This is a genomic window from Stieleria tagensis (genome assembly GCF_024129865.1).
In the GTDB taxonomy this organism is placed as follows: domain Bacteria; phylum Planctomycetota; class Planctomycetia; order Pirellulales; family Pirellulaceae; genus Stieleria; species Stieleria tagensis.
The window spans coordinates 16,992-41,001 of sequence record NZ_JAMYFE010000031.1 but is presented as its reverse complement, the minus strand read 5'-3'; the positions used below and the strand labels follow the sequence as shown (position 1 = coordinate 41,001).

Below are 24,010 nucleotides of genomic sequence, written 5' to 3'. Positions count from 1 at the left end.
GTAGCTGGCGGTGATGCTGGTGCCGGTGGTGTCGGCGGTTAGCGTTTCGTTCCCGTCATCGAGCAAGTTGGCGATGGTGATCGTGAGTGAGCTGAGGGTTGCGTTGTCCACGTCAGTCAAGATCGCGTCGCTGGAATCGGTGATCAAGACGGCGCCGCCGCCCTCGTTGAACGCCGTGTCGTAGTCCTCGCCGGTTGCCCCACTGGAGTTATCACCGTCCAGGTCGATGGTCGGTGCATTGTTGTTTGCCGTGATCGTGACGTTGGCGGTGGCGACGTTGCTATTTGTTTGTCCGTCGTTGACGACAAACTGGATTTGGCGAGTCGTTGTGTCTGGATTGACAGAGCTGTTGTCGTAGCGGATGGTTCGCAGGACTTGCTGGTAGTTGGCGACGCTGTCGATGTTGCTGAGCGTCAGTGTTCCAGCAACGTAGCTGGCGGTGATGCTGGTGCCGGACGTGTCGGCGGTTAGCGTTTCGTTCCCGCCATCGAGCAGATTCGTGATGGTGATCGTGAGTGAGCTGAGGGTCGCATCGTCCACGTCAGTCAAGATCGCGTCGCTGGAATCGGTGATCAAGACGGCGCCGCCACCTTCGTTGAACGCCGTGTCGTAGTCAGCGCCGGTTGCCCCACTGGAGTTGTCACCGTCCAGGTCGATGGTCGGTGCGTTGTTGTTTGCCGCGATCGTGACGTTGGCGGTGGCGACGTTGCTGTTTGACTGACCGTCGTTGGCGACAAACTGGATTTGGCGGGTCGTCGTGTCTGGATTGAGGGAACTGTTATCGTAGCGAATCGTTCGCAGGACTTGCTGGTAGTTGGCGACGCTGTCGATGTTGCTGAGTGTTAGCGTTCCAGCTACGTAGCTGGCGGTGATGCTGGTGCCGGTGGTGTCGGCGGTTAGCGTTTCGTTCGCACCATCGAGCAAGTTGGCGATGGTGATCGTGAGTGAACTGAGGGTCGCATCGTCCACGTCAGTCAAGATCGCGTCGCTGGAATCGCTGATCAAGACGGCACCGCCACCCTCGTTGAACGCTGCGTCATAGTCCGCGCCGGTGGCCCCGCTGGAGTTGTCATCGTCCAGGTCGATGGTCGGTGCGTTGTTGTTTGCCGCGATCGTGACGTTGGCGGTGGCGACGTTGCTGTTCGACAGGCCGTCGTTGACGACAAACTGGATTTGGCGTGTTGTGGTGTCTGGATTGAGGGAACTGTTGTCGTAGCGGATGGTTCGCAGGACTTGCTGGTAATTGGCGACGCTGTCGATGTTGCTGAGTGTTAGCGTTCCAGCAACGTAGCTGGCGGTGATGCTAGTGCCGGTGGTGTCGGCGGTTAGCGTTTCGTTCGCACCATCGAGCAAGTTGGTGATGGTGATCGTGAGTGAACTGAGGGTCGCATCGTCCACGTCAGTCAAGATCGCGTCGCTGGAATCGCTGATCAAGATGGCGCCGCCACCTTCGTTGAACGCTGCGACATAGTCTGCGCCGGTGGCCCCGCTAGAGTTGTCATCGTCCAGGTCGATGGTCGGTGCGTTGTTGTTTGCCGTGATTGTGACATTGGCGGTGGCGACGTTGCTATTTGTTTGTTCGTCGTTGGCGACAAACTGGATTAGGCGTGTTGTCGTGTCTGGATTGAGGGAGCTATTGTCGTAGCGAATCGTTCGCAGCACTTGCTGGTAATTGGCGACGCTGTCAATGTTGCTGAGTGTTAGTGTTCCACCAACGTAGCTGGCGGTGATGCTGGTGCCGGACGTGTCGGCGGTTAGCGTTTCGTTCCCGCCATCGAGCAAGTTGGTGATGGTGATCGTGAGTGAGCTGAGGGTTGCGTTGTCCACGTCAGTCAAGATCGCGTCGCTGGAATCGGTGATCAAGACGGCGCCGCCACCCTCGTTGAATGCCGCGTCATAGTCAGCACCGGTGGCCCCGCTGGAGTTGTCATCGTCCAGGTCGATCTGTGGGGCTTGGTTTTGCGGCAGGACTGTGACTTCCCCGCTGGGCGTGAATTGAATACCGGAGGGACTGCTAATTCCGGCCGAATCGGGTACGAAAACGTCGATCAAATTGCCAAAACTGCCATAGCGGAGCACTGTGTCACTCAGGCTGCTGGTGACATAAAGCAAATCGTCTGGCCCGAATGCGACTCCGATCGGGCCATCGAGGCCGCCTAGTCCCGCGCTAATAAAGACGTCTTGGAATGCCCCGGTCGTAGCATTGAAACGCAGGATTTGGTCAGTGTTGTAGGAGGCGACGTAAAGGTTCCCGTCGCGGCCGAAGGCGAACGATTCGGCGCCATCCAACCCGCCGGATCCGGCAGTGATGAACTCGCTGACCAGTGCCCCGGTTTCCCCATCGAAGCGGAGGATGTTGTCGGAGTTTCCGCCGGAGACGTATAGGTCACCGTCGGCGAAAAATGAAAGTGCCGTTGGACCATCTAGACCCCCTGATCCCGAAGCGACAAATTCGTCGATGAAGGCACCTGTGGTTCCGTCGTAGCGAAGGATGCTGTCGGTGTTGTAGCTGGCGACATACAGGTTGCCGTCCGGTCCAAATGCGATGCCGGTTGCGCGGTCGAGACCGCCACTGCCGGCGGCAACGAACTCATTGATTAACGTTCCAGTGACCGGATCAAATCGTTGCACATTGTCCGACAGGTAGCTGCTGGCATACAACATTCCATCGGGGCCAAACAGGATGTCGGCACCTCCCTGTTCAAACAGAGAGGACAATCCCAAACTCAACTCCAACGTGCCATTGAGAGGGTCTAAACGCAGCAATGGATTGGCATTGGCGGATCCCAAATAGAGGTTTCCATCAAACCAACGTCCATCTTCATCGATTGCCGAAACCAGAATGTTATGCGTTAGTCCGGCTACGGTGTAGGTGTGCGAGACACTGGTCAAACTGCCTGAATACAACGCGACGGTGCCATCGCCCCAATCAACTCGCCACAGGGAGACGTTGTCATCGCCGGGGTCTGAAACGGCCAGATTGAGTGTATGTGATTCGTTTGCGGTGGCATTTCCAGACCCTGTGACGGTGATCGTCGGTCTGGTGTTCTCAACCGTCACGGTGGTCGTTCCAATGTCTTGGCCGCCCTTGCCATCCTGGACGCGCAGCCCAATCTGGAAGGTTCCATCATCATCAATTCCGAAGCCAACCAGAGTTGCCCAGTCAACCGACGCCGACGCCGTGACCGGTTCACCGATCTCGCCGAACACGCCATCGTTATCCAGGTCCCAAGCGAAACTGATTGTATCGGCATCAAAATCAGTCGAATTCGAACCGTCCAAAATCAACGAGTCGCCTTCATTGATTAGATAAGGTGTCCCTGCGGACAGATCGACGACAGGATCTGAATTATGGAACTGGCGCAGAAAAACGCCGGACGAATCGTCGTGTCCGCCCCGGGTCCCGTTGCCGCTCCAGGCGACGACTAGATTGTTAACGTCGTGAATTGCGACTGAGGCATTGGATTGCGTTCCGGCGGTCGTTGAATTGACCGCTTGCTCGGTGGCGATCGTCAGGCCACTGGAATCGAATCCCTGGTAAAAAACGCCCCGTCCGTCGGCATCGGCTTTTGAGTAGCTGATGACATACTGGTCGTTGTCATCCAGATCGATCGATGGATCCATCGCGGTGATGTCGTTGCTGATTTGCAGGACGGATTCCATCGATCCGTCATTGTGAATCAATCGTTGCCAAATGCCTTCGGTCGAAACGGTTTCCGATTGAGCCACAACGACAAAGTCGCCGTTCTGCATCACTGCGACCGCGGGATTTTGTCCGGTTTGGAATGGCAGACTTAGATCCAGTGCCGCGGCCACCGCGGTATCGGATCCAAAATCATATTGTCGAGCGAGCAGATCCGCCCCGTCTTTCCAGACCACAACAAAACGTCCGCTTTGGTTGATGTCGATCGCTGCATCGGTGGCGGTGGCAGCGGAGTCGATTGCCAGCAGTGACGTCGACAATTGGTTGCCCGCTGCGGCCGAGGTGAAATCAAAATTGCGAGCGAAAATCCCTTGGCTTGCGTTGCTGCTGTGCCATGACAACACAATCTGGTTGGAGTCATTGCTGGCGATTGAAACGTTCGTTTGTTCGCCCACGGTCTGACCAGCGTTGACGAGCAAGTCGGCGGTATCGATCGCGTTGCCACTGGAATCAAACCTCCGCAAATAGATTCCGCTGCCGTCACCGTCACTGGAGACAAAAGCGATGGCAAAGCGTCCGGAATCGTCAACCGTGACCACCGGCTGAGACTGGTTTCCCGTGGCGTCGGCGTTGACCTGAAATTCCGAGCCCTGTTTGACGCCTGCCGAATCAAACCACTGTGCAAAAATCCCGCTGCCATCTCCGTCGGCGTTGCTGTCGACCCAGACCACGATGCTGTTTCCAGCCCCGTCGACTGCGACGGTTTGTTGAGGTTGCTGAGTTTGTTGATCGCCTGCGGTTGTCGTGTTGGTTCGTAGTTCGTCGGTCGCTGAAATTTCAGGGGCAGCTAGCAAGCCGATCCAATCATTGTTGCTAAATGCATTGACGGTGCTGGTGGTTTCGATCAGGCCCGTTTGGTATTCCAGATCCCAGTTTCCTCCCCGCAGCATATGCCCGGTGTCGTCACTTGATGCAGCCACGTCGGCTCCAGTCAGCACCGAAAGGGCCTGGATCAATGTTCGTCCGGAATCGGTTTCGGCAACATTGCACCCGTAAATCAAGACGTCGGCTTCCCCGCTGAGGGCTGATTGCCAGGAGGCCAGATCCGAGGCGTAGCCATCCAAGTTGTTCGCTTGGATAACGGAATCACCCAATCGCAATTTGCCGTCGTTTCCATGTGATAAAACATGCACCGCGTCGACTTGGTCATAGCTGGAGAGAATCTCGGTGATCTGTTCGATGCCGTCTCGAGAGGCGTCTAACAGATAGACCTCCAGATCGCGATGTTCGCCGTCAAGTTGTAGATCGTCGATTAGTTGCTGGTGGTCGCCGACACCAGCATCAATGAAAACCAGTTCGAGCCGTTTCTCGGTCGAACTTTCTTGAGAGGCCGACGGTGTCGCGTCTGGCGCTGATTGATTCGACGGGGGGGCTGTCTCTGGTTCCAGCGTGGTTTGTGGCAATTCAACGGCTGGTTCTTCGGCGATCGGTGGCGCGATCGGAGTGGCGCTAAACAAGATCCTGCGTTCCAGGACGGCTGCGTCAATCGCACGTCGATCGGATTCAACCACATTCGTGGGGGTGATCGATTTGCGGTGAAGCCAAGTCATGCGGAGAACTCAAAGGTCGACGTGAGTAGAGTGCGAAGGTTGACGTAACGGATGTGTGCTGGGGCCCCCTCCAGGACCGTAGGCGTCCATCATGCTGTACCCGTGCACGTAACCCTAGGTCAGAAACTGCTCGCTTGGCGGGGCACCGTTGATGTGCCGAGAGAAGTAACGGCGAAGCCATTGGGGTTCACGCCGATTTGTAAACACGGTGAAGGTGTTCGGGTTATCCGACCTGTCCGGCCCCTAACAAAGAAAGCAACTCGGTTGGCACGGTGTGCGGCGACCGGAAGACCTGTGGATCGCCGATGGGATCAAGTAATGACTATACGTTTGAGTCTATTGAGCTTGACGGTGGCGGCAAACTGGTTTGCGGCTGGGTTGCTGCATGCCCAAACGGACCAGAAAGTCGAGAGCAAAGATTCGATCAAACCAGCATGGCTTGCCGCTTCACCACTGGAGAGTCCAGCGGATGCGCTGGAATCCCCCCAAGAGAAAGAGGGCTCTGCGCAGGCAAAGGCGATGGAATCTACGATCGCTGGCGGTCAGGCGACAGCCCAGATCGATGTGGGAACGGTACACAAGTATCTGCACGCATCTGATACCGCACCCGCATTGGCCGATGATTATCACCCCTGGTGGGAAGCGACCGCGACGAAATCGTTTCAGCTATCGCCGTATTCGATGGTGGTGCAGAGTGACATGTTGATTCTGTCGGCATTGCGTCACAGTCCGCGGATCGCTGCACTCAACGAAAACGTCACGATTGCGAACACCAGTATCACTCGTGCGGCTGCTGAATTTGACCCGACGGCATTCGTCGAATCGCGATTCGTTCGCACGAGTGTTCCCACTGGCAGTTCGCTGGAAGCCGGTGTGAATCGAGATCGATTGCGTGAAGAAAATTTTTCAATGTCTGGCGGACTACGGCGCAGAACCGAAACCGGTGCGCAATTCGAAATCGGCCAACAGATCGGACTGCGCGACAGCAATTCGCAGTTCTTTACGCCGGCCAATCAGGGAAATTCCCGATTGACGCTCAGCTTTGATCAACCGCTGTTAAACGGTGCTGGCAAAGCGATCAATTGCAGCCTGATCGTGCTTGCCAAGATCGACACCCAAATCGCAATCGAGAACACGACCACAGTGGTCCAAGACCATTTGTTGGCGGTCAATGAAGCGATGTGGAATTTGTACTTCCAGCGGACTTCGCTGCTGTTGCGAATCCGTCATCTGGAACTGGCCACCGCAATCCATGACTGGTTGGAAAATCGCCAAGACTTGGATGCATTGACCAGCCAAGTCAAACGGGCCGAGGCGGCGGTGGCTACACGAAAGTCAGAACTGGCGCGGGCGGTCACTGCGATTCGCAATGCGGAAGATCAGTTGCGGGTGCTGGTGAGTTCGCCTGAACTGACACAGGATCAATCATTGGAGATCATCCCTGCCCGGCCACCAAGTCTGGCCTATTTCCCGGTCTCGCTTGAAGATGCCGTCGTCACCGCACTGCAACAGCGCAGTGAGATAAACCAAGTGGCTCGGCAGTTGGATGCCGCACGGGTTCGCATGCGCATCGCCCGCAATGAGATGTTACCGATGTTGGACTTGGTGCTGGAGACCTATGTCAGCGGCTTGCGCGGGCAAAACGACATCAGTCAATCCTGGGTGGATCAATTCAGTGTCGGCGAGCCAAGTTACTCGGCAGGGTTGCTGTTTGAGGTGCCACTGTATCGACGAGCGGCAAAGGCCAACGTCCAGCGACGGCAGGCGGAATTGCGCCAACTGGCGGATCAAATGAGTCAAACGATCCAGCAGTTGCACGCCGAGGTCGCTGCGGCTGTGCGTGAGGTCGAAACCAGTTATCGCGAAATGAACGCTCGCTACATCGCCATGGTATCGGCCGAAGACTACATGGAATTGATCTCCAGGCGTTGGCGTGAACTGCCAGGTGAAGGGGATTCGTCCAACCTATTGCTGGACGATCTATTGAATTCCCAGGATCGGTTGCTCGTCGAAGAGGTCAAATTTGCTCAATCGCAAATCGACTATGCCCTCAGCACCACGCGTTTAAAACGCGCCACCGGATCGTTATTACAGATCCAACCGGCAGTTCCGTACTAGCCCGACACGGCGCCGCAGCGCAACAAGTCATTGTCGTGTGCTTTTCCGTAGCTGGATCCGCCGGGATTCAGACCACCACGCCAGGCTTCAAATAACGCATTTCTATTTCACTTTTCCAAGTGAGAGTGAACGGATCGAAGTGACAATATGCCGAACGATTTGAATTGGCAAGGCAGTTTAGCGCAACTTCAAAACTGACGTGTCGGGTAACAAAAACCCAATGCCTGACGCAGATGCGCAACTTCAGAACACGATGGCGAAAGGCCTAATTGCAACCTAGGTTTGCCAACAGGTCTTCCGTTCCGTGCTTTTCTAAAACGCAATGTCTGCTCGAAATCACTCACTGTCGAAGTCACGTTTTGGATGGCAGCTAGGCTCGCTTTTATGCGGTCTCCTGTGCTGTCATTCCACGTTGGCCACCGAATTAGAAGGCTATACCGAGCCGCTGCGGACGATCGAAGTCGCTTCCGATGAGTCCGGTACGATTGCTGAACTCCTGGTGCAACAAGGCCAGGTGGTGACGCAGGGGCAGCCAATCATGCGGCTCAACAGCCAGGTTCATCAGGCCCAGTTGCAGATCGCGAAACAGCAAATGACGGCCGCCGGTAGACTCGATGCAGCGCGAGCAGAACTGGAGCTAACGACCCAGCGGGTGGAGAAACTTCAATCGTTGAGATTGTCGGGACATGCGCGGCAGTCAGAAATCGATCGCGCGGCAAAGGAATTGAAAGTTGCCCAAGCCAATTTCCAGGCCAACACCGAAGAACTCGAAACACGCCGATTGGAATACGAACGGCTGGCCACTCAAATCGGTCGACGGGTGATCCATTCGCCGATCGATGGGGTCGTGACGGAATTGCACAAACAACCCGGCGAGTATGTCGCGCCGATTTCGCCAGAGATCGTGACGCTTGTTCAAATCGACACCTTGTTGGCGACCTTTGCCATGATCGGTCCGCACGCCGCCACACTGCGCCAGGGGCAATCGATTCACGTGTCGATGATCGAATCGGGCCAGTCGGTCAAGGGAATCGTGTCTTATGTCGCACCGGTCACCGATGCGGAAAGCGGCACAGTACTGGTCAAAATCCGGATTGAGAATACTGAGGGCCGGTACCGCAGTGGAGCTCGGTGCACGATCCAGATTCAGGACTAGTTTGACGTGGCGACACAGATCTCCCCTGCAAATCCGGCTGATACAACGTCTTTGGCACAGACGATTGTGACTGGCAACTGCGCCCCCGGAAATGGCTTGCAGGATTTGGATTCGTTGGTGTCTGCGTTTGATCCAGCGCAGACGATTGAAGATGCCCATCGAATTCTTCTTTCACAATTGGATCGCATTCTCAGTGCGGATGTAGTCGTCTGTTTTGAAAGCGGCCGATCCGTCGTCGAAGCCGAACTGACATCGCTGCGTTCGCGATTGCCACCGCAGGCGACAACGGCTGATACTGTCACGACTGAAAGCCCGTTGACCCATCAATTGACAATGCTGTGTCAACGAAGTGCCGGATCGGGCCGTCTCGAGAGGCGTCAACAACTGATGCCACGTCGCATGTTGCTGGCGTTTCCGGTTGAAACCAGTACCACCGATCACAATGCGATCGGATTGATTGTCAGTGGCACTGAACCATCCGTCGATGCGATCGCGGATGTGCTGGTTCTGGTCGCCCAGTTTTCGATCTGGCGAATCCGTCGCGATCTGAAACGACAAACGGATCTCGCCAGCGATGCGGCTGCGATCGTCGAATTGTTGCAACAATCCCTTGTTGCCAGTGGCGCGCGCGCGGTTAGCCAAGTGATTGTCAGCGAATTGGCTGACTATTTGGACCTGAGACGCGCAGCGATCGGTTTGCGTGCTTCCGAAGCGTCACCCTGTCGGTTGGTTTCACTGTCCGATGCAACTCGGATTGATGTCACTGCCGCATTGACACGAGACTATGAAAACGCCATCGATGAATCGTTGATGTTCGACCAGATTGTCGTCGCGACGGAAGACGACGAGTCGTCTGCGGGCACGCAAGCGGCAACCCAACTGGCGCGTCAGCTTTCGGCAACGATTGTGGTGGTGCCCCTACGCGACCAATGCCGATCGGTTTGTGGCGGCCTGATTGCGGTGATCGAACCCGGCGTAGCGGTCGAATCGACGCAGCGGTTCTTCAGCGCCGCCCAGCCGTCGCTGGGTGAGTTGTTGTCGGCGTCACTTCGTAGCCGCAATGCCACCGTGATCGGACGGGCGATTAAGCGAATCCGATCCAATGCTGGACTTGTGTCACTGGCCGCCCTGGCAACGTTGGTATTGGCATTGTTGATGCCGGTGCCGCATCGTGAATCCTGCGATGTACGGATCGAACCGAGCCAGCGGCGGTTTGTTTCCGCGCCGTTTGACGCGATCCTGCAGGAGTGTACGGTGGAACCTGGCGACATCGTTCAGCAGGGCGATGTGTTGGCAAAACTGGATGGACGAGAACTGACTTGGAAACGGGATGCACTGCAAGCCGATTTCGAGCAATCTGTGAAAAAGCGCAACGCCGCCCAAGCATCCGGGGCGTATGCCGATCAACGGATTGCACAGCTTGAATCCGATCGTTTGCAATCGGAATTGAATCTGTTGGATCACCGTTTGGGCGAACTCGAGCTTCGTAGTCCGGTCGCTGGAATGGTCGTCACCGGCGATCTAAAACGCGTCCGCGGCGCTCCGTTGACGACAGGCCAGACGTTGTTCGAAGTTGCGCCGTTGGATCGGATGTTGGTCGAAGCCGCTGTGACAGAGGAGCAGGTTGCGTTGATTGATTTGGGCCAGTCGGTGACACTGCGATTGAATGCTTACCCGCATCTGAGCTGGGTCAGTCGTGTCCGACAGATCAGTCCACGCAGCGAAATCCGTGACAACGAGAACGTTTTTGTCGCGGATTGTGAATTAGAAAATGACACCGGTCTGTTACGCCCTGGAATGAAGGGCAGTGTCAAAATTGATTGTGGAACGCGGCGTTTAGGATGGATTGTGTTACACCGGGCTTGGGATGCTGTTGTGACAGCGTTGTGGTGGTAGCGCGATGACGGGTTCTCGAGAACATTTTGCGTGTGACCTGAGCACGGCTCGCTTGCGGTTCCGCCGTGATCTGGCGGTGACGACCAGCGACGACGCTCGGCGGCCGCATGTGATCATCGAAGATCCCGTTAGTGGTGCGTACTATCGGCTCGGCAAAATGGAATACGCGTTGGCGTGTCTGTTGTGCGATGACCGAAACATTGCCGAAGCCTACGCGACCCTCTGTGAACAGTTTCCCGATCAGCCACTCAGCGAGTCGGACGCTGGTGATCTGTGTCGTTGGTTGGTTTCCAGCGAACTGGCTCACACGGATTCGTCGCAGTCGGCATCACGGTTGCACCAATCGGCAAAGCAGTATCGTGGCCAACAACTGCGACAGCGTGCCAATCCGATCGCGATTCAAGTGCCGATTTTACATCCGGATCGTTTGGTCAGCCGGATTCAACCTTGGATCGGTTGGCTGTTTAGTCCGTGGGCGAGCGCGCTGGTGTGCCTGTTGATGTTCGTCTGTGGCTGGCTGGTGCTGGCTAACTGGAACGCTCTGAATCGATCGTCAGAGTCACTGTTTTCACCGTCCAGCATGCTCTTTTTGGCGTGTGTCACGATCGGATTGAAAGTGGTTCATGAATTTGCGCACGCACTGGTCTGTAAACGATACGGCGTCAACGTTGGCGAGATGGGGGTGCTGTTCATTCTGTTTGCCCCCTTGGCTTATGTGGATGTGAGTTCTGTTTGGCGGCTGCGCTCACGCTGGCAACGGATTCATGTCGCCGTTGCCGGAATCTACATCGAAATGTTGGTCGCCGCTCTGGCGATGTTGATCTGGATGTTCAGCCAATCGCCGCTCGTGCAACACGCCTGTGTCGGTGTGATGTTGTCGGTCGGTTTGGCGACACTGGTGTTCAATGCCAATCCGTTGATGAAATTTGACGGCTACTTTGTGATGACCGATTGGGCACGGATGCCAAACCTGTACGTGGATAGTCAACAATTCTTGTCAAACAGTCTGCGGCGTTGCTTCTTGGGCGATGCAATCTGCTATCCGAATTGGAGCAACCGCTATCGTTTGGTCGTCGCGATCTATGGTGTGCTGGCGCTGATTTGGAAAGCAGTCGTCTGTGTCGGGCTGGTCGCTGCAGCGGCTAAATTGTTCCATGGGTTGGGAACGGTGCTGGCAATCGCAGCGGCGGCTTGTTGGATCGGAGTGCCTCTCTGGCAGGGCCTGAAACGCCTCCGCAGCGCAACAAATCTGGCACGCCTTCGGTTCGCACTGATTTCGGTTGCGTCGGCGGTGATGATCAGCGCCGTGATGTTCGGGTGCCCCTGGCCCCGGTGGGGCAGCACGCCGGCTGTCGTGGAGTATGCACCGCACGAAATCATTCGTGCCAAAGTGGCCGGAATGGTTGAGCGGATCGATGTCGTGCCCGGACAACAGGTGTCGCCAGGTGATGTATTGATTCAATTGCGCAACCGAGAATTGGCGAATAAGACGGCAGACCTGGAATTTCAAATTGCGCAGTCTCAGGTCCGCCAACGTCAACTGTTACGCCAGGGCAAGCGGGCCGGTGCGCAAGGAGAATCATCCAAATCAGCGGCGCTGGAAAAACAACTTGGCGAGATGCAACTGCAGGTCGACGCGCTAACCATTCGAGCCAGTGGACCGGGGGTGATCGTTTGCCGCGGGTTGCTTCACCGACTGGGGACCTATGTCCAGCAGGGCGATGAGATCTTGGTGATCGGTCAAGAGTCCCAAAAGGAATTGCGACTGATGATTTCACAAACCGAATACGATCGATTTCGAGATCATTTACAACAACCGATTCGCTACCGCGCCGCAGGGATTCCGACACAGAGTTCGACGTTAAAAAGCATCATTCCTCGCGCGACCACTCAAACGATTCATCCGGCGTTGCTGACCAACAATGGCGGCCCATTGGCGGTCAAACCGGTCGCTCTCAATGCCGATCGACCGCGGGGGACGGCGAACCAAACCGAGTTCGAGTTGTTGGCACCCCATTTTCAAGGCATCGTGCCGCTCGGCCCGCACCAGAGTGCTCAGCTGCGCAGTGGTCAACGTGCAAGCGTGTCTTTGGGATTGGGCAGCGAATCGATTGCAAGCCACTTGTACCACTCTGTTGGGAGTTGGGGTGAATAGTCCGCCAGTAGGTTCGCAGCGGCAGGCGATTGGGGGTCATACCGGTTATGCGACCGGTGGGGCGAAACAGGTTTTAAATACCGGTGGGGAATGCACGATGAACAGGCTCCCGCTGCATCTTAACTTAGTGTTTGACGACTAGATCGACTCGTGAAATGACGCACTCCAACGTGTGAATCTTCGATGACTGTGACCTCCACCTCCTATTCAGCGATCACGCCGGCACCGGTTGTGCCCTTGGCGTCGTTGACAAAAGACACACTCAGCACCAAATCGGGACGAGTGATGGTGGTCGATGACGAACCGATCAATATCAAGCTGATTCAAAAGTATCTGCGAACAGCCGGCTATCGTGATTTTGTGACGACCAGCGACTCTCGCGAGGCGGTGGGGCTGGTTCAGTCGGCCAAGCCAGACATCCTGATCTTGGACGTGCTGATGCCGCACGTGACGGGATTGAATATTCTGGAAACGATCCGCTCGGACAGTCGACTGACTCATATTCCGGTATTGATCGTCACTGCGTCGACCGACGAGCAAACCAAAATTGATGCGCTCGAATTGGGCGCGACGGACTTTTTGTACAAACCTGTCAAGCCGACCGAACTGCTGCCTCGAGTTCGCAATTCGTTGGTTCTAAAAGCTCATCATGACCAGATGGCGGCCTATTCCAAACGGCTGGAATGCGAAGTCGCACAGCGCACCGCGGACCTGGCGCAGTCGCGTGAAGAAGTCATTCATGTATTGGCCTGTGCCGCAGAGCATCGTGACCAAGAGACGGGGAATCACGTCATTCGTGTGGGCCGGTTCACCGGGATCATTGCGCGAGAGTTGGGCTATAGCGAAGCCGAAGCGGATCTGCTGGAGCATTCAGCGATCTTGCATGATGCCGGAAAGATTGCGATTGCCGATTCGATTCTGTTGAAGCCCGAGAAACTGACGGAAGAAGAGTTTGAAACGATGAAGCGCCACTGCGAATACGGTGAACGTATTCTGAAGGCGCAACCGAGTGATGAAAGTCAGCCGTTTCTGCTGCACTGTCAGCCGCCGGTCACTCGGTCGCCGGTGCTGCGTACCGCCGCTGCGATCGCCAAAACACACCACGAACGCTGGGACGGCAAAGGCTATCCGGATGGTTTGGTCGGGGATCAGATTCCGATCGAAGGTCGGATCACCGCGGTGGCCGACGTGTTTGATGCCCTCAGCAGTAAACGCTGCTACAAAGACGCGCTGCCGCTGGAGCAATGCGTCGGCATCATGCTGGAGCAGCGCGGGAAACATTTTGATCCCCGTGTGCTGGACGCATTTCTGGCTCGTATCGACGAAGTGGCTGAAGTCGTGATCAGTCTTTCCGACGCCTGAATCTGTGCCGACGACGATTTGCCAGCCCAGTCAAGGGCGACGCGCAAACGAGTGGCTTTCATCACAAGCGCGACGCGTTAGTTTTGAAGTTGCGCTTTTATCCCAACCCGATGCGTTAGCGAGGGATTTAGCGTGTTAACGGGATCCCTCGCTGACGCGTCGGGTTACCAAAAAAAATGCCTCACGCGAAAGCGTCACTTCAAAACTTGCACGTTGCGGTGGTCTTGGTTGACATCCCATGCAACGTGCGCTGTTGAGCTAGGCGTAGCCCGCTGCGGCCAGCGATTGGTACACGATCAACGCAGTCAGATAGGCCAGCGCGGTCATGTAAATAAATTGGAACACAGCCCATTTCCAGCTGCCTGTTTCGCGTTTGGTCACGACTTGTGTCGGCAGGCATTGCATGGCTAGCACAAAGAACACCAGCAGGCTCAAACCCGTCGCGGTTGAGAACACGAGCGATCCATCGGGCCGCGTCTGACGACGTAGCGTTTCGACCAGTCCCAACGGTTCCTCCGAACCGTCTTCGCCCAATCCATACACGATCGATAGCGTCGATACCAAGACCTCGCGGGCGGCAAAGGACGTGATGATGCCAACGTCGATCTTCCAATCAAAACCGAGCGGCGCAAAAATCGGTTCGACCAGCCGACCTGCCTTTCCGGCAAAGGAGTTTGCCAAAGCGGCCTGAGCATGCTCACGCTCGGTCGGGTACGACACATCCGTGGGCAATTTGGGATAGGTGGCAGAGGCCCACAGGACCACCGAAATCAACAGGATTGTGGTACCGGCCTGTCGCAAGAACACGGTCGCACGATCGAGTGTTGTGAACCAGGCGTTGCGCAAACTGGGCAAACGGTAGCGTGGCAACTCCAATACCAACGGTGCGGCTTCGCCGGGGATCACCGTCTTTTTCAAAACGAACGCCGTGCCCAACGCGGCAACCAGACCCAGGATGTAGGCGGCTGCAAACATCACCGATGCTTTCCAAGGGCTGTCGCCAAATAGCAGTGCCGCGACCATCACATAGACCGGCAATCGAGCCGAGCAGGTCAGCAACGGCAACACTAGAATCGTGACCAGTCGGTCGCGCCAGGTTTCAATTGTACGCGCCGCCATGATCCCGGGGATCGCGCAAGCATGGGCGGACAACATCGGCACAAACGCTTTGCCCGGCAGTCCGACGCGACGCATGATTCGTTCCATCACAAACGCACCCCGGGCCATGTAGCCCGAGTCTTCTAGCAAGGTGATGAAGAAAAACAGGATGCAGATCTGGGGCAAAAAGACCACGACACCAGCGATCCCACCGACCACTCCGTCGATCGCTAGCGAGCGAAAATCGTCTAGCGGCAAACAGCCGACCAAGACCGAGACGACAACGGCGATCAGTGTCGAGACGCGTGTCCAGCGGGTGCCGTTTAACCAATAGGCACCGGCGAACACCGCCAGTGAAATGCCAGTGGCGATCGGGAACCACAGGGCGGCTGACAGCGGTTCGGTGGGCAATAGGTCGTCGACCACACCGCCGATCCATCCGAATCCGTCTTCGATCGCCGACATCGGGATGTCAGCCAGCGAGAAAATCAGAAAGAACACGGCCAACATCACCGACAACAACGCGATCAAGCCAAACCCTTTGGAAGTCAAGAGCTTGTCCAGCCATTCCAGTTTCACGCCTTTTCGCGGATCTTGCTGAACCGACGATTTGACCACTCCGTCGGCCCAGTCATAGCGGGCGGCGTAGGGACAGCCTGTGCATCCAGCCACACAGGACTGGCGCGCAATCGGCAGCACGGATTCGGCCGGTTTGGTCAATGTATAAATGGCTTCGCGCAGCTCGGCCAAGCCACGCCCTTTGCGGGCACTGACCGGGATCACTGGACAGCCGAGTTGGCGACGCAAATCATCGAATTCGATTTTGGTGCCCGCTGCATCCGCGGCGTCGATCAAATTGACCGCGACGATCGTTGGAAGGTTTTGTTCCAAGACCTCGCTCGCTAACACCAACGTTCTGGCAACGTTGGTGGCATCCACGACCACCACCACCGCGCTGGGGCGATCACCCAACTGATCGGACAGTTCGCCTCGAATGCAGCGGGCCGCCACTTCCTCTTCCGGGCTGGCCGGTTCCATGCTGTACAGACCCGGCAAATCGACCAGCTCAATTTGCGTGCTCGCTTGACAGCGGGGATCGTTGTCGACCGACGCTACCTTCAACGCGGCTTTGCGCAAATCAACGGTGATGCCCGGGTAGTTGGCCGTTTTGGCACGCATCCCGGCAAGGGCGTTGAATAGAGATGTCTTGCCGACGTTGGGGTTGCCGACCAACAACACAATCGGAGTGTGGGTGGTGTCAGGGGAACCGCTTTTCGGTGTCGCAGTCGAGCAGTTCAAGGGACTTGTATTTCGACCGTGACAAGGGAAGCGAGCTGTCGCGAAAGTCCGATACGTGACTCGCCGATGCGAACCACCATCGGATCTCCCCGGCCGATCAATTCCAATTCCCGGCCGGCGCAAATCCCCAATCGCTTCAGTCGGACGGCGTCCAAGCCCGCCGCGAGGACTTGTTCGCAACGAAACCGACCGGCATTGGCATCAGCCAGCGTCAACGATGGGGCCTGGACCATGGGCATCGATATTCAACCTTCCATAAAGGCGGCGGAGAGACGGTCTGCGAGCACTGCAGGGGCGGGAAATGAGAATCAGTCTCAACAGCATTGCAGCCCCGGTTTCAGTTGTCAATCTCCGGTAGCGTTTTCTCCACGACCGCCGCACCGACGGCGTCGCCAAACACGTTGACGGTGGTCCGAAAACGGTCCAAAAGCCAATCGACCGATAGGATCAAACCCATGTATTCCAGCGGCAAACCGACCGCATTGAGCACGATCAGCATGGTCACCAGGCCGGCTTCCGGGATTCCGGCGGCACCGATGGCGGCCAATGTGGCGGTCACGGCGACGACCACTTGCTGCCAAAAATCCAGGTCGATCCCCGGTGCGACCTGAGCGATGAAGATGGCGGCGGCGGCTTCATACAGCGCCGTCCCGTCCATGTTGATGGTGGCCCCCAGTGGCACGACAAACTCGGTCGATCGTTTCGAGATTCCCGCGGCCTCACTGCATTCCAGGGTGACCGGGAGAGTCGCCGACGAACTGGCCGTCGAAAACGCGGTCAGCAAGGCTTGTGACATGGCCAACATGTAGCGATAGGGGTTCTCGCGTCGAATCAGATAGAAAATCGCTGGCAATGTGATGAAAGCGTGGATCCCCAGACCCAGCAAGACGGTGCCAAAATACCAGCCGATTTGAGAGAGTTCCTGGATGAATTGCCCATTGGCTTGCGCTTCGCCAAACCGCGCCGCGACCAGGCAAAAGATTCCGATCGGGGCGAAATACATGATCAGCATCACGAATTTCATCAACGCCGCGTTGGTCTGAGTGATCAGCGTCGTGATCACCGACACTTCGTCATGCATTGTCGTCAGCATGCCGGCGAACATGATCGCAAACACGATGATCGGCAACAGTTGGGTGTTGGCTGCTGAAACGATCAGGTTGTCGGTGACCAGCATCAACATCAGGTTTTCAAAGATCGTGCCGATTCCGGGCTGGACCGATTCCCCAGGCGGCAAATTTTCCAGCACACCGCCGACCTCCGACACGCTTAACCCGCTGGATTCCGCCAGGGTTTTGATGATCTTGGATTTTGGCGACCCCCGGTCTTCGGTCTGCATTTGATCCAACGTGGCCTGGTCGACGGTTCCCACACCGGGCTGAACCACATTGACGACCACCAATCCGACGATGACGGCCAGAATTGTGGTGGCGATGTAGTAGCCGATCGCGGCGGCGCCAGGCCGGCCGAGTTTGCGGACGTCTCCCATTCCCAAAACCCCGCACATCACCGACGTGAACACCAACGGGACCACGATCATCTTCAACATCCGCAGAAACAATTCGCCGCCGATGTGCAACGATGCCGCAAGGTGGGGCGCCAACAGCGCCAGCGCGATTGCGGCAACGATCGCAACACAGATCGCATAGGTCAGCCAATTGCCATGGGGTTGCTTGGTCGATTGGGGTTCATCGGTTGGGATCGGATCAGACATACACGCTGGGTGGTGCGAGTAAAACGAGAGTGATGCGCTATCAAGATAGCAAAGTTCGGCACAGGGTCATTCCGCCAAGCCACGGGCTGCAAAGAAATTACGCAGCAATCTTGGGACACTTCACTCCTGCTGGATCGTTTCATTGGTTTCACAAACGCGGGGAGCATTCTGTCAGTCGACCGACGAGTGTCGTCTGTCGAGTGCGGCGTCCGTTGAAATCACAAACCAGTCCGGTCAGCGGTTAGACTAAGCTCGTCCCGTACTTTTTGATTTTTGTTTTGCACATCGAATCGGACTGATGAAACTAACACGCCGCCAATTCCATATCGCCGCTTCGTCCACCGCAGTTGCTACGTTTGCCTCCCGTGCTCGGGGTGCGGCGGACCCGGCGCCGGAAACAGGACCCCTGGAAACATTTGTCCCCTGCCGGGCAATCACCGCTGGGCCGAAAAATCATTGGTTTGGATATTACGACAAGCGTGAATTTGATGGGACCAACACGCTGGTGTTGTCCAACGAAGTTTCCTTCGAAGGTCGGTCGCCGCAGCAGGGAGACAAAATCGGTGTCGGTTACGTTGACACGGCAAACGGTGACCACTGGAACCCGATCGGAGAGAGCGCTGCCTGGGGTTGGCAGCAAGGCTGTATGTTGCAGTGGCTCGGAACCGATGGAAAACAGATTCTTTGGAACGATCGCCAGGGCGACTCGTTTGTGTGTCGAATCTATTCGACAGACACCCAGCAGGTGCGGACGTTGAATCGGCCGATTTACACGGTTTCACCCGATGGCGCGTTTGGATTGTCGGCCGATTTTCGTCGCATCAACAATCTTCGACCGGGATATGGGTACGCCGGACTAGCCGATCCGCATGTGGCCGAACGTGCGCCGGCGGATTCCGGAGTCTGGCGTGTCGATCTGGCCACCGGCGAAGAGAAACTGATTTTGTCGCTGGCCGACGTCGCGGCAATGCCCTGGTCCGATGGCGACACGCACGCCCAGGCCTGGCACTATTTCAATCATCTGCTAGTCAGCCCCGATTCGCAGCGTTTCATCGTGCTACATCGCTACCGACCGCAATTCGATCCGAAAACATTGCAGTACAAAGGCGGGTTTGTCACGCGGATGTTGACCGCAGCGGTCGATGGCAGCGACCGATACGAGCTGGATCCGTCGGGATACACCTCGCACTTCATTTGGAAAGGCAACGATGCGGTGACGATGTGGACCAAGCCGCAAGGGATGCCCAATGGCTTCTATGACTTTGTTGATCAAACCAAGATTGTCAAACCGGTGGGGGCCGACAAAATGACATCCAATGGGCACAACACGTATCTGGCTGCGCCCTATCAAGATTGGATTCTGAACGACACCTACCCCGATAAAAAGACACGGCGGCAAACGGTTTACCTGTACCATGTTCCCAGCGGTCGTCGCTTCGATTTAGGGCATTTCCCCTCGCCGCCTCAATACACCGGTGAATGGCGCTGTGACACTCACCCACGTTGCAGCAACGACGGAACGCAGGTTGCCATCGACAGTCCACACGATGGTGGGCGTCAGGTCTATTTGTTGGACATCGCCGACCTGCTGAAACAAAACAGTTAGAGATCAGTCGTCCCAAACCGTGACGGGACCAAACACGGAAAACACCGCCAGTTTCGTTTCTCGTTCAATCCACTTGTCCTGCGCTGCATGCGTTTACTTTGGTGTTGCATATGATCATCCGTACTTTCATTACCAGTCTGTTGCTGCTGGCCGTTTCAGTTGCCTCTGCGGGCGAGCGACCCAACGTGGTCATCATGCTGGCCGATGACATGGGGTTTGGTGAACTGCAGTGCTTGAATCCTAAACGCGGCAAAATCCCCACACCCGGGCTCGACGCGGTCGCGGCGAGCGGGATGATTTTTACTGACGCGCACAGTGGTTCCTCGGTCTGTACGCCGACTCGCTATGGTTTGATGACAGGGCGATATGCCTGGCGGACGCGGTTGCAGTCCGGTGTGCTAACCGGTGGTGATTCATTGATCGCGGCTGATCGTTTGACGCTTGCCAAGATGCTGCGGCAACAGGGCTACCACACAGCGATCGTCGGCAAGTGGCATTTGGGGATGTTGTTTGACGGGCAACACATTTCAAAAGAAGTTCCCGTCGGCAGCCAAGTCACTCAGGGGCCGATCGATCGAGGCGGGTTTGATGAATTCCATGGTTTTCACCATGCCCGCCAAATCCGGACCTGGATCGACAATGATGTCGTCACTGCGACGATCGAACCGGTCGAAATGTTGCCACGGCTGACCCAATCCGCAGTGAACTATATTGAATCGCGAAAGGGCAATTCACAACCGTTTTTTTTGTATGTGCCGTGGAGTTCACCACACAGTCCTGTCGTTCCGAGTGCAAAATGGGAAGGCAACAGTGGGCTGAACCAACATGCCGATTTTGTCATGCAGACCGACGACAGTTTTGCCCAAGTGGTCGCTGCGCTGCGTGACAGTGGCAAGTTGGACAACACATTGATCATTTGCAGCAGTGACAATGGGACGTCGGCGCCAACTTCCAATCTCAAACAGTTGCAAAAACTCGGTCACTACCCGAGCGGCGACCTGCGCGGTTCCAAAGCCGATATTTGGGACGGCGGACATCGCGTCCCTTTCTTGGCATCCTGGCCCGGAGTGATCACACCTGGAACGCGTCAAAACGGATTGATCTGTTTGACCGACGTGATGCGGACGGTTGCTGACATCGTCGACGTGGAATTGCCAGCCGACGCCTGCGAAGACAGCATCAGTTTCCTGCCGTTGCTCAAGGACGAATCGAAATCCTCGCGTGAGACCATTGTCCACCACAGTGTCTCCGGTTTCTTTGCCATTCGTCAGGGCAATTGGAAGCTGTCACTGTGCCCCGGTTCAGGCGGCTGGACCGGCGACCGCCCGTCGAAAAAATCTTGGGCGAAGTACAAACAACAGGGTTTGCCGATGGTGCAATTGATTGACATGAACGCGGATCTTGGCGAACAGGACAACTTGGCCGCCTCCCATCCGGAAAAAGTAAACGAGCTCAAGAACCTGTTGCAGCAACAAGTCGCTGCCGGGCGTAGCACTCCCGGTGCCCCGCAAGCCAATGATGCCGAAATCGTGATTGAAAAGACGCCTGGCAAATAGGGCCTCGGCTGGTCATTGTTGTAAACTGCAGTCAGGTATCCCCCCTCAAAAACACCCACACTTATTTCGGTCATCTTTACCATAGGCAGCAGCAGATGTCCCACCTTCACCAACCACAACCCAATCCACTCGAAGACCTGGATCAATGGGAAGCCGATGTCGTAGAGCGTTACCCGGAACCCGGCAAGCCGAGCGAAGAGTTTCGCAACTACGGCGAAGACACTCGGGCCGGTGTGAAGGAGTTTTATCGGCTGAATCATCGCTATCAAACGCTTGATTTTGTTCGTCAAAAACAGGCTCAGTTTTTGCCGCTGCGGCAATCTCAGATGACGGTTTGGGAAGCCATGGAGTTTCTGAATCAGTTGGTCGATGACAGCGATCCCGATACGGATCTTTCCCAGATCGAACACCTGATGCAGACCGCCGAAGCGATTCGCGCCGACGGTCACCCACGCTGGATGATTCTGACCGGTTTAATCCACGACTTGGGAAAGGTGCTGTGTTTGTTCGGTGAACCCCAGTGGGCCGTGGTCGGCGATACGTTTCCGGTCGGTTGCCGGTTCTCAGACCGCATCGTGCTGGCCGAGTACTTTGACGACAACCCCGATCAGGCCGACGCGCGATACAACACGCCGCTGGGAATCTACCAACCACAGATCGGGCTTTCACAGGTCTCGATGTCTTGGGGGCATGACGAGTACTTGTACCAGGTCGTCAAAGATCGCATGCCAGAGGAAGCGTTGTACATGATCCGCTATCACTCGTTTTATGCCGGGCATCGCGAATCCGCCTACGACCATCTGATGAACGATCACGACCAACAGATGTTCCATTGGGTGCGATTGTTCAATCCGTATGACTTGTATACCAAAAGCGACCAGCGCCCCGATGTCCAACAATTACGACCGTACTACGAAGAACTGATCAACGAGTTTCTGCCGGGGAAGCTGAATTGGTAATGATCGGTCCGGCGGTTCGGTGTAACCGGTTGGTGGCGAAATCTTCGCCGACGAAAGCAGCCACGTTGAAGCGGTCAGACGTCGCAGGAAGTTTAAATCGAAATTCCAACGTGCCATTTCCGGCGGCGGATTTGACGATCCGTTCAATCCGTTTCCCTGCGCCGTCCTTGAGTGTGACGTGAAATTTTTGGGTGCCCAGTTCGCTGGGTAACTCGTAGGTTAATTTGGCCACCAATTCGTTTGCCGATTCGATTTTATCGGGGACGCTCATACGAAATAGTTTTGCATTTTGAGCCGGTTGAGACCGCCGCGAGGCTGATGGTTGTTTTCGTTTGTTTTGCCGTCTGGCGTCCGATTCGGCCTGCACTTTGTCGACATAGTCACTGACCCGTTGTTTGTCGTTGCGGTGTTCAAATGCGTCCAGCAAAGGATCACCGGATTGTTGCATCATCGTTAGCATCGCAGCCCGATGCTCCGCTAATTCCTGAGCGTAATGGGGATCGTCGATCAGATTGTGTAACGCATCCGGGTCGTTTTCATAATCATAAAATTCTTCGGGGACGCCATGCTGGAAGAACTCCAGCCGCGCTGCGATCGATTCGTCGTTGGCGGCTAATCGCTGCATTGCGCGATAGGTCATCGTGCCTGTGGTTGCCGTGCGAAACACACGTTTGCCGTCTGACCAGGGATTGAATAGATAGCCGAAACGTTTTGATTGAACACTGCGCATGGGACTGCGATTGCCACCGGAGTTCTCGTTGTAGACTTTGAAAACAAAGTCACGCCCGGATTGGTCCTGGCCTTGCAAGGTCGGCAAAAACGAGCGTCCGTCAAAACCGCCAGGTGCTTTGATACCAGCGATCTCGACCAGCGTTGGCAGCAGGTCGACCGCGGAAATCATGTGTTCGGTATCAATCGAACTGGGTTCGGTCACACCCGGCCAGCGGACGATCCACGGCGTGTGTGTGCTGTGATGCCAGAGGGCGGTTTTGGCGAACGGCAGTGGCATTCCATGATCGGACAAAAAGACCACGACAGTGTCATCGTCTTGGTCGGATTCACCCAGCGCCCGCATGACGGCAGCGACACAGTCATCAGCCCGACGAACCGACGAATAGTAATGTGCCAATTCGACTCGCACATCTGGGTCGTCGAACAAGAAACCTGGAATCGGAACCTCCGCCGGCGTGAACACACGCGACGGCCGATTCGGATCATCAATGACCTTGCCCGATTTGCCCATCGCGTAGAACGGTTTGTGCGGATCAGAAATGTTGATGTTCAAGCAGAACGGTTTGTTGGCCTGCTGGGCGAGTTCAATACCGCGTCGTGTTGATGCATAATACGAATCGGCATTCTTCATGTCCTGTTGTTTGCCATTGAGAATCGTTAGGTCGGCGTCCCAGGCGTACGGTTGGTAGGGTGTGGAGTGGGAAACCTTGCCACGAATGCCAACGAAATAGCCGCGTTGTTTCATCAGATCGACCAGATGCGGATAGTCCGGGTTTTTTACCTGGTAGAAACCTTCGACTCCTGTGTTGTGCGGATAACGTCCCGAAAACATCACGTTGCGCGACGGATAACAGTTTCCGACTTGGACATGCGCGTATTGGTATCGCATTCCCGATGCAGCCAGGGCGTCGATGTTGGGCGTTGTGTCAGCGAGTTGGCATCCAAACGCACCGACCGAATCACAACTCATGTCGTCAACCGTGATCACCAACAGGTTGGGCGGATCGTCGGCCCTGCAGTAGCCTGGCAATAGCAGTAGGAGACTGGCGAAAAGCGTGGCGGTGCGAAGCGATGTCATCGGCTGAGACCTCTGGCAGGGAATCCGC

General features: G+C 56.0%; 13 protein-coding genes. 8 read left to right on the top strand and 5 right to left on the bottom strand.

All coding sequences use genetic code 11. From position 1 onward, the window contains the following. The coding region (locus NHH03_RS06470) for a DUF4347 domain-containing protein (RefSeq protein WP_253154944.1) at positions 1–5,253 on the bottom strand (5,253 nt) is incomplete at its 3' end. 318 nt (positions 5,254–5,571) lie between these two features. Here NHH03_RS06470 and NHH03_RS06465 point away from each other — a divergent pair. The 5 genes from NHH03_RS06465 to NHH03_RS06445 all read left to right on the top strand — a co-directional run bounded on the left by NHH03_RS06465 (position 5,572) and on the right by NHH03_RS06445 (position 13,940). Beyond that, a complete protein-coding gene (locus NHH03_RS06465; protein WP_253154943.1) occupies positions 5,572–7,371 on the top strand; it encodes a TolC family protein in 1,800 nt (599 codons plus the stop codon). A gap of 412 nt (positions 7,372–7,783) precedes the next feature. Then, positions 7,784–8,527 (top strand): efflux RND transporter periplasmic adaptor subunit, encoded by a 744-nt coding sequence (locus tag NHH03_RS06460; protein WP_253154942.1) that lies wholly within the window; start codon positions 7,784–7,786, stop codon positions 8,525–8,527. 51 nt (positions 8,528–8,578) lie between these two features. Next, on the top strand, positions 8,579–10,423 hold the full coding sequence (locus tag NHH03_RS06455) for an efflux RND transporter periplasmic adaptor subunit (protein WP_253154941.1): 1,845 nt from the start codon (positions 8,579–8,581) through the stop codon (positions 10,421–10,423). A 4-nt stretch (positions 10,424–10,427) separates the two neighbouring features. Next, entirely contained in the window at positions 10,428–12,578 is a 2,151-nt protein-coding gene (locus NHH03_RS06450; RefSeq protein ID WP_253154940.1) for a site-2 protease family protein, read from the top strand. Positions 12,579–12,761: 183 nt separating this feature from the next. Further along, the gene (locus NHH03_RS06445) at positions 12,762–13,940 is read left to right on the top strand and encodes an HD domain-containing phosphohydrolase (protein ID WP_253154939.1); all 1,179 of its coding nucleotides are present in this window, start codon (positions 12,762–12,764) and stop codon (positions 13,938–13,940) included. A 258-nt stretch (positions 13,941–14,198) separates the two neighbouring features. Here NHH03_RS06445 and feoB read toward each other — a convergent pair whose 3' ends face one another. From feoB to NHH03_RS06430, 3 genes are all read right to left on the bottom strand, one after another. Continuing rightward, positions 14,199–16,337 carry a ferrous iron transporter B gene (gene feoB, locus NHH03_RS06440; RefSeq protein ID WP_253154937.1) on the bottom strand — a complete coding sequence of 713 codons (2,139 nt, stop codon included), beginning with the start codon at positions 16,335–16,337 and terminating at the stop codon, positions 14,199–14,201. Further along, entirely contained in the window at positions 16,334–16,570 is a 237-nt protein-coding gene (locus tag NHH03_RS06435; protein WP_253154936.1) for a FeoA family protein, read from the bottom strand. Before NHH03_RS06435 ends, feoB begins: the two co-directional genes overlap by 4 nt. A gap of 104 nt (positions 16,571–16,674) precedes the next feature. Continuing rightward, positions 16,675–18,051 carry a dicarboxylate/amino acid:cation symporter gene (locus NHH03_RS06430; protein ID WP_253154935.1) on the bottom strand — a complete coding sequence of 459 codons (1,377 nt, stop codon included), beginning with the start codon at positions 18,049–18,051 and terminating at the stop codon, positions 16,675–16,677. Positions 18,052–18,349: 298 nt separating this feature from the next. Here NHH03_RS06430 and NHH03_RS06425 point away from each other — a divergent pair, with 298 nt between their 5' ends. The 3 genes from NHH03_RS06425 to NHH03_RS06415 all read left to right on the top strand — a co-directional run bounded on the left by NHH03_RS06425 (position 18,350) and on the right by NHH03_RS06415 (position 22,172). Next, on the top strand, positions 18,350–19,657 hold the full coding sequence (locus tag NHH03_RS06425; protein ID WP_253154934.1) for a hypothetical protein: 1,308 nt from the start codon (positions 18,350–18,352) through the stop codon (positions 19,655–19,657). A gap of 110 nt (positions 19,658–19,767) precedes the next feature. Next, a complete protein-coding gene (locus NHH03_RS06420; protein WP_253154933.1) occupies positions 19,768–21,213 on the top strand; it encodes a sulfatase family protein in 1,446 nt (481 codons plus the stop codon). Positions 21,214–21,308: 95 nt separating this feature from the next. After that, positions 21,309–22,172, top strand: coding sequence for an inositol oxygenase (locus NHH03_RS06415; RefSeq protein WP_253154932.1), 864 nt, complete (start codon positions 21,309–21,311; stop codon positions 22,170–22,172). Here NHH03_RS06415 and NHH03_RS06410 read toward each other — a convergent pair. Then, a complete protein-coding gene (locus NHH03_RS06410) occupies positions 22,138–23,982 on the bottom strand; it encodes a sulfatase family protein (RefSeq protein WP_253154931.1) in 1,845 nt (614 codons plus the stop codon). The two genes, NHH03_RS06415 and NHH03_RS06410, sit on opposite strands and share 35 nt — an antisense overlap. Between the last annotated feature and the right edge of the window lie 28 nt (positions 23,983–24,010).

What these genes read in the sequence shown, in the direction of transcription:
- NHH03_RS06465 (WP_253154943.1), top strand. Translation starts at nt 5,572, where the DNA reads ATGACTATACGTTTGAGTCTATTGAGCTTGACGGTGGCGGCAAACTGG.
- NHH03_RS06450 (WP_253154940.1), top strand. Translation starts at nt 10,428, where the DNA reads ATGACGGGTTCTCGAGAACATTTTGCGTGTGACCTGAGCACGGCTCGC.
- NHH03_RS06445 (WP_253154939.1), top strand. Translation starts at nt 12,762, where the DNA reads ATGACTGTGACCTCCACCTCCTATTCAGCGATCACGCCGGCACCGGTT.
- NHH03_RS06435 (WP_253154936.1), bottom strand. Translation starts at nt 16,570, where the DNA reads ATGGTCCAGGCCCCATCGTTGACGCTGGCTGATGCCAATGCCGGTCGG.
- NHH03_RS06430 (WP_253154935.1), bottom strand. Translation starts at nt 18,051, where the DNA reads ATGTCTGATCCGATCCCAACCGATGAACCCCAATCGACCAAGCAACCC.
- NHH03_RS06425 (WP_253154934.1), top strand. Translation starts at nt 18,350, where the DNA reads ATGAAACTAACACGCCGCCAATTCCATATCGCCGCTTCGTCCACCGCA.
- NHH03_RS06420 (WP_253154933.1), top strand. Translation starts at nt 19,768, where the DNA reads ATGATCATCCGTACTTTCATTACCAGTCTGTTGCTGCTGGCCGTTTCA.
- NHH03_RS06415 (WP_253154932.1), top strand. Translation starts at nt 21,309, where the DNA reads ATGTCCCACCTTCACCAACCACAACCCAATCCACTCGAAGACCTGGAT.
- NHH03_RS06410 (WP_253154931.1), bottom strand. Translation starts at nt 23,982, where the DNA reads ATGACATCGCTTCGCACCGCCACGCTTTTCGCCAGTCTCCTACTGCTA.